This is a genomic window from Pseudomonas brassicae (assembly GCF_010671725.1).
Classification (GTDB): Bacteria; Pseudomonadota; Gammaproteobacteria; order Pseudomonadales; family Pseudomonadaceae; genus Aquipseudomonas; species Aquipseudomonas brassicae.
In genome coordinates this window covers 1-5,686 of the sequence record NZ_JAAHBU010000490.1, presented here as the reverse complement: position 1 = coordinate 5,686, position 5,686 = coordinate 1, and the positions used below count along the sequence as shown (strand labels likewise).

At 66.4% G+C, this 5,686-nt stretch carries 6 protein-coding genes; 4 read left to right on the top strand and 2 right to left on the bottom strand.

Features of this window, described 5'->3' with window-relative positions:
- From G3436_RS25065 to G3436_RS25050, 4 genes are all read left to right on the top strand, one after another.
- A partial coding sequence (locus G3436_RS25065; protein WP_163950770.1) for a sigma-54-dependent Fis family transcriptional regulator occupies positions 1-738 on the top strand: 738 nt, incomplete at its 5' end.
- A 66-nt stretch (positions 739-804) separates the two neighbouring features.
- Positions 805-2,154 (top strand): UDP-N-acetylmuramate:L-alanyl-gamma-D-glutamyl-meso-diaminopimelate ligase, encoded by a 1,350-nt coding sequence (mpl, locus tag G3436_RS25060; RefSeq protein ID WP_163950768.1) that lies wholly within the window; start codon positions 805-807, stop codon positions 2,152-2,154.
- A complete protein-coding gene (gene ubiX / locus G3436_RS25055; protein ID WP_163950765.1) occupies positions 2,151-2,780 on the top strand; it encodes a flavin prenyltransferase UbiX in 630 nt (209 codons plus the stop codon). Before mpl ends, ubiX begins: the two co-directional genes overlap by 4 nt.
- A complete protein-coding gene (locus G3436_RS25050) occupies positions 2,777-3,064 on the top strand; it encodes a YceK/YidQ family lipoprotein (protein WP_338001321.1) in 288 nt (95 codons plus the stop codon). The genes ubiX and G3436_RS25050 overlap by 4 nt, the downstream gene beginning before the upstream one ends.
- A 141-nt stretch (positions 3,065-3,205) precedes the next feature.
- On the opposite strand, the gene G3436_RS25045 is transcribed toward G3436_RS25050, so the two are convergent.
- Together G3436_RS25045 and G3436_RS25040 are read right to left on the bottom strand one after the other, a co-directional pair.
- On the bottom strand, positions 3,206-3,847 hold the full coding sequence (locus G3436_RS25045; protein ID WP_163950763.1) for an oxidoreductase: 642 nt from the start codon (positions 3,845-3,847) through the stop codon (positions 3,206-3,208).
- A 26-nt stretch (positions 3,848-3,873) separates the two neighbouring features.
- Positions 3,874-5,595 carry a C13 family peptidase gene (locus tag G3436_RS25040; protein WP_163950761.1) on the bottom strand — a complete coding sequence of 574 codons (1,722 nt, stop codon included), beginning with the start codon at positions 5,593-5,595 and terminating at the stop codon, positions 3,874-3,876.
- Between the last annotated feature and the right edge of the window lie 91 nt (positions 5,596-5,686).

The following is a 5,686-nucleotide window of genomic DNA, read 5'->3' as shown; positions in this document are numbered from 1 at the left end:
AGCCTGATCGAGAGCGAGCTGTTCGGCTATCGCGGTGGCAGTTTTACCGGCGCGCGCAAGGAAGGCATGCGCGGCAAGTTGCAACAGGCCGATGGCGGCACCTTGCTGCTGGACGAGATCGGCGATATGCCGCTGGCCTTGCAGACCCGCCTGCTGCGTGTGCTGGAAGAGCGCCAGGTGGTGCCGATCGGCGGTGAGCCGCAGGACGTCGATGTGCGCATCATCAGCGCGACGCACCGCGACCTGATGGGGCGGGTCGAGGCCGGCAGTTTTCGCGAAGACCTCTACTACCGCCTCAACGGGCTGGAAGTCGCGCTGCCTGCGTTGCGCGCGCGCAGCGACAAGTCGCAGTTGCTCGACTTCATCCTGGCCGAGGAGGCCGCCAGCCAGGCAGTGGTGCTTGAACCGGCCGCCCGGCAGGCGTTGCTCGATTTTGCCTGGCCCGGCAACGTGCGCCAGCTGCGTAACGTGCTGCGCACCCTGGTGGCGTTGTGCGATGACGGCCATATCGCGCTCGGCGACCTGCCTGCGGTGGTGCGCCAGGCGCTGTCTGCGCCGGTGTCGACGATGCTCGAACAGGCCGGCGCTGATCCCCTCGACGAGGCCGAGCGTACGGTGTTGCTGCGTACCCTCGAACAGAAGCGCTGGCACATGACCCAGGTGGCGGCGCAGTTGGGCGTGAGCCGCAATACGCTGTACCGCAAGCTGCGCAAGCATGGGATTGCGCGGGGCGCCTAGCCGAAACTCAGGATGCGATTTTTCCCACCCTACGCTACCCTGCCTTCACGTTTCGTGAGGTCGACCATGCACATTCATATTCTCGGTATCTGCGGTACTTTCATGGGCTCGCTGGCGGTGCTGGCCAAGGCACTTGGCCACCGCGTCACCGGCTCCGACGCCAACGTCTACCCGCCCATGAGCACCCAGCTCCAGGCCCAGGGCATCGAGCTGCATCAGGGCTACGACGCCGACCAGTTCGAGCCGGCGCCCGACCTGGTGGTGATCGGCAATGCGCTGTCGCGCGGCAACCCGGCGGTGGAGTACGTGTTGAACAAGGGCCTGCCCTACGTGTCGGGCCCGCAGTGGCTGGCCGACCATGTGCTGCAGGGCCGCTGGGTGCTGGCCGTGGCCGGCACCCACGGCAAGACCACCACCAGCAGCATGCTGGCCTGGGTACTGGAGCACGCCGGCATGAGCCCGGGCTTCCTGATCGGCGGGGTACCGCAGAACTTCGCGGTTTCGGCGCGCCTGGGCGATACGCCGTTCTTCGTGGTCGAGGCGGATGAATATGACAGTGCGTTCTTCGACAAGCGTTCCAAGTTCGTGCACTACCGCCCGCGCACCGCGATTCTGAACAATCTTGAGTTCGATCATGCCGACATCTTCCCGGATCTGGCAGCTATCGAGCGCCAGTTCCACCACCTGGTGCGCACCATTCCCAGCGAAGGCCTGGTCATCCACCCCACCACCGAGCCTGCGTTGCAGCGGGTCATCGAGATGGGCTGCTGGACCCCGGTGCAAACCACCGGCGAAGGTGGCCAGTGGCAGGTCAAGCTGCTCAGCGCCGACGGTTCGCGCTTCGAAGTGAGCTTCGAGGGGCAGCGCCAGGGCGTGGTCGACTGGGCGCTGACCGGTCAGCACAACGTCGCCAATGCCCTGGCGACCCTGGCGGCGGCGCGCCATGTCGGCGTGGTGCCGAGCATGGGCATCGCTGCACTCAGCGCCTTCAAGAGCGTCAAGCGCCGCATGGAGAAGGTGGCCGAGGTACAGGGCGTGACCATCTATGACGATTTCGCTCACCACCCGACGGCCATCGCCACCACCCTCGACGGGCTGCGCAAGCGCATCGGCGACGCGCCGCTGATTGCGGTGATCGAACCGCGCTCCAACTCCATGAAGCTGGGCGCCCACCGTGACGGCCTGCCCGAGAGCGTGCGCGACGCCGACCAGGTGATCTGGTATGCGCCGCCGAACCTGGGTTGGGACCTGGCGGCCACTGCTGCCGAATGCCCGGTGCCGGCGGTTGTCGCCGACAGCCTCGAGGCGATCATCGAGCGGGTCAAGGGCCAGGCCAAGCCGGGCACGCAGGTGGTGATCATGAGCAATGGCGGCTTTGGCGGGTTGCACGGCAAGCTGGCCGAGGCGCTGCGATGAGCGGCCCGGAGCGCATCACGCTGGCCATGACCGGTGCCTCCGGGGCGCAGTACGGCTTGCGCTTGCTCGATTGCCTGGTGCGCGAAGACCGCGAAGTGCACTTCTTGATCTCCAAGGCGGCGCACCTGGTGATGGCGACCGAGACCGATGTGGTACTGCCGGCCAAGCCACAGTCGATCCAGGCGTTTCTGACCGAGTACACCGGGGCGGCGGCCGGGCAGATCCGCGTGTATGGCAAGGAAGACTGGATGTCGCCGGTGGCCTCGGGCTCCGGCGCGCCGGCCGCGATGGTGGTGGTGCCGTGTTCTACCGGCACCTTGTCGGCGATTGCCACCGGTGCCTGCAACAACCTGATCGAGCGTGCGGCAGATGTCACCTTGAAGGAGCGCCGGCAGTTGATCCTGGTGCCGCGCGAAGCGCCGTTTTCCACGATCCACCTGGAGAACATGCTCAAGCTGTCGCAGATGGGCGCCGTGATTCTGCCGGCGGCACCGGGGTTCTATCACCAGCCGCAGACCATCGATGACCTGGTCGATTTCGTGGTGGCGCGGATTCTCAACCTGCTGGACATCCCGCAGGACATGTTGCCGCGCTGGGGCGAGCATCATGTTGGCGGGGAAGAGTGAAACCGCTGCTGGCGGGCCTGCTGGCGCTGATGGTATGCAGCGGGTGCGCCACGGTGCGCACGCTGGACGCGGCCAAGCCGGGTGCGCCGGTGGTGTACTCGGGTACGCGGCTGGACCTTTATGCACTGCAGGGCGGCTGTTGCCCTGAGGACCGGTTCGGTGCAGCGGCGCCGAAGTATCCGGGGCTGGACCTGCCGGGCAGTGCGTTGCTCGACACGGTATTGCTGCCGCTGTCGCTGCTGACGGCGCTGGGTGTAGGGTTTCAGGCGACTGGCGGGTTGTAGCTACTGGCCCCTTCGCTGGCAAGCCAGCTCCCACAGGGGTTACGGGTGCTCACAAAATCCTGTGGTAGTCAGCTCACACAGGGATTATGGGTGCTCACAAAAACCTGTGGGAGCTGGCTTGCCAGCGAAGAGGGCCTGCGCCTATCTACCCAATTTGCGCAACTCGTCGGACTCGACAATCCGAATCCCGTCCTGCTCTTCCAGCGCCAGCCGCCACAGCGCCCGCGCCAGCTGACACGCCTCGATCCCGCGGTACTTGCCCGGAATCAGCCTGGACAACGACCCCGCCAACTGCTCGCCCAGCCGCGGCTCGATGCGCTCGCCCAGCAGCAGCGAGGGCCGTGCGATGGTCAGTTGTGGCCAATCCTGCGCCTTGAGCGCCTCTTCCATCTCGCCCTTGACCCGGTTGTAGAACACCGCCGACTTGCGGTCGGCGCCAATCGCGCTGACCACCAGCAAATGCCGGGCGCCCATTTCCCGCGCCCGCTTGCTGAAGGCCACCACCATATCCAGGTCGACCGCGCGAAAGGCCGTCTCCGAGCCTGCCTGCTTGATGGTGGTGCCCAGGCAGCAGAAGGCGATGTCGACCCGGCCGCTCAATTGCGGCAGGAACACCGCCGGGTCGCCGACCGGATTTTCCAGGTGAGGGTGCTCGGCCAGCGGCCGGCGCGTGGGCGCCAGTACGCGGTTGACCGTCGGCTCGTTGAGCAGGCGATCGAGCAAATGCTCACCAGTCAGACCAGTGGCTCCGGCAATCAGGATGTGCTGAGGCGTCAGGTACATGATGTCTCTCCCTTGATACAGTCAGCTTAGTGGCTGCTTGCATTTTCTGCTTGCTGCGCACCCGCGCTCTGGAGTGCCTTGCGTGCCTGCTGCTGGCGCAGCTTCTGCCAGCGTTGCAGCACGCGTGGCGGCGCCCACAGCTGCGGCTCGGACGCTTCGAAGCCGTCGGCCTGCTCGCGTTGCGCGACACGCTCCCTGGCCAGCTCGAAGGCCTGCTGCAGGTCGTCGGTCTGGTTCAGCGCCTGGGCAAACAGCGCGTCGCCGAAATAGGTGAAGTCGGCCTCTTCGGAGCAGCCGAACGATACCCGGTCGGCGCGTGATGCGGTCATGATCAAGGTCTTGTCGTCCTTGAGCGATTCGATGTAACCCCCGGAGTAGCACGCAGAGATCACGATAACTTTGTCACGCTCCTTTAGTGGGGCAAGTGCCGCCGAGAGTTCATCGCCAGGCAGGTCGGCCAGTTGCAGGCGCGGCAGGTCGAGCACCAGTTCGTGCGCGTGGCTGCCATGGCTGGTCAGGTAGATGAACACCAGGTCTTCCGGCCCGCTGCGTTCGGCCAGGGCGCGTGCTGCGCGGGCAAGGTTTTCGCGGGTGGCCAGCGGCCGGTCTGCCAGGTGGTCACGGTGGTTGACCAGGCTGATCTGCCCGAAGGCGCCGAAGCGGGTCTTGAGCATGGCGCTGACGTAGTCGGCCTCGCGCATGAACACACTCTGCTTGCCGTCGCCGGCCAGGGTCAGGCTGTACAGTTCGATGTCTGCACTGGAGGCCGGCAACTGCGCCAGTGCCGTGTCCAGCAGCCGGCCCTGGTTGAGCAGTGCCAGCTCCAGCGGGTCGGGCAGCAGGCGCCCGTGCTCGTCGCGCACGCGCAGGCCGTTGACCCAGTGGCCGCTCTCGACGCGGCCGTCGAGCTGGGTCAGTTGCCCCTGGCCCTGGTAGGTGTCGTTGTCGAAGCCGCCGCTGTACACACTGCCATCGGCCAGTTGCAGGCGGCCCTTGCCGGCAAACCGCCAGTCGTGGAACTCGCCCTTGTAATGGCTGCCGTCGGCGCCGAACAGTTCGCCCTTGCCGGTCAGCGAACCCTCCTTGAACTGGCCGATCCAGACATCGCCGTCGGCATTCTCGTAACGGCCGCGACCTTGCAGGTGATTGTCCTTGAAGTCGCCGATGTACTGGTCGCCTTCGGCGCTGTTGAAGGTGCCGCTGCCTTGCAGTTGGCCGTTGACGAAGCGCCCGCTGAACTGGTTGCCGCTGGCGTCGCTGCGCAGCCCTTCGCCGTTGGGCTTGCCCTTGGCGAACAGGCCCTGGTACTGGCTGCCATCGGCCAGGGTCAACTCGCCGGCGCCGTTGTACTGGTCGTCCTTGAACTGGCCGCGGTAGTGCTGGCCGGCTTCTCTGAGTGTGCCTTCGCCATCACGCCGGCCGAGCTTGAAGCCGCCGCTGTAGTGGCTGCCCGGCGTCGTCAGTTCGCCCTGACCATGGAACAGGCCCTGCTGGAACTCGCCGCGGTATACCTCGCCATTGCTGCCGTGCCATTCGCCGCGGCCCTGCCACTGGCCTTGCTGGAAGGGGCCGGCGTACCAGCTGCCATTGGGGTAGTCGATGCGGCCGGGGCCTTGCAGCAGGCCGTCGACCAGCGCGCCCCGGTAGCGCCCGCCATCGGGCAGGCGCGCATCAGGTGGCGATAGCGGTTCACCGTCGCCACAGGCGGCGAGCAGCAGGGTCAGGGCAAGGGGCACGAGTGGGCGCATGGCGGGGTCCGGACAAGTCAGGCCCCGAGTATGCCGCAGATTGTCGTGGCGCAAACAGCCGTCGGGGGCTGTTTGCGCGGCAGGATGGGTC

What these genes read in the sequence shown, in the direction of transcription:
- mpl (WP_163950768.1), top strand. Translation starts at nt 805, where the DNA reads ATGCACATTCATATTCTCGGTATCTGCGGTACTTTCATGGGCTCGCTG.
- ubiX (WP_163950765.1), top strand. Translation starts at nt 2,151, where the DNA reads ATGAGCGGCCCGGAGCGCATCACGCTGGCCATGACCGGTGCCTCCGGG.
- G3436_RS25045 (WP_163950763.1), bottom strand. Translation starts at nt 3,847, where the DNA reads ATGTACCTGACGCCTCAGCACATCCTGATTGCCGGAGCCACTGGTCTG.
- G3436_RS25040 (WP_163950761.1), bottom strand. Translation starts at nt 5,595, where the DNA reads ATGCGCCCACTCGTGCCCCTTGCCCTGACCCTGCTGCTCGCCGCCTGT.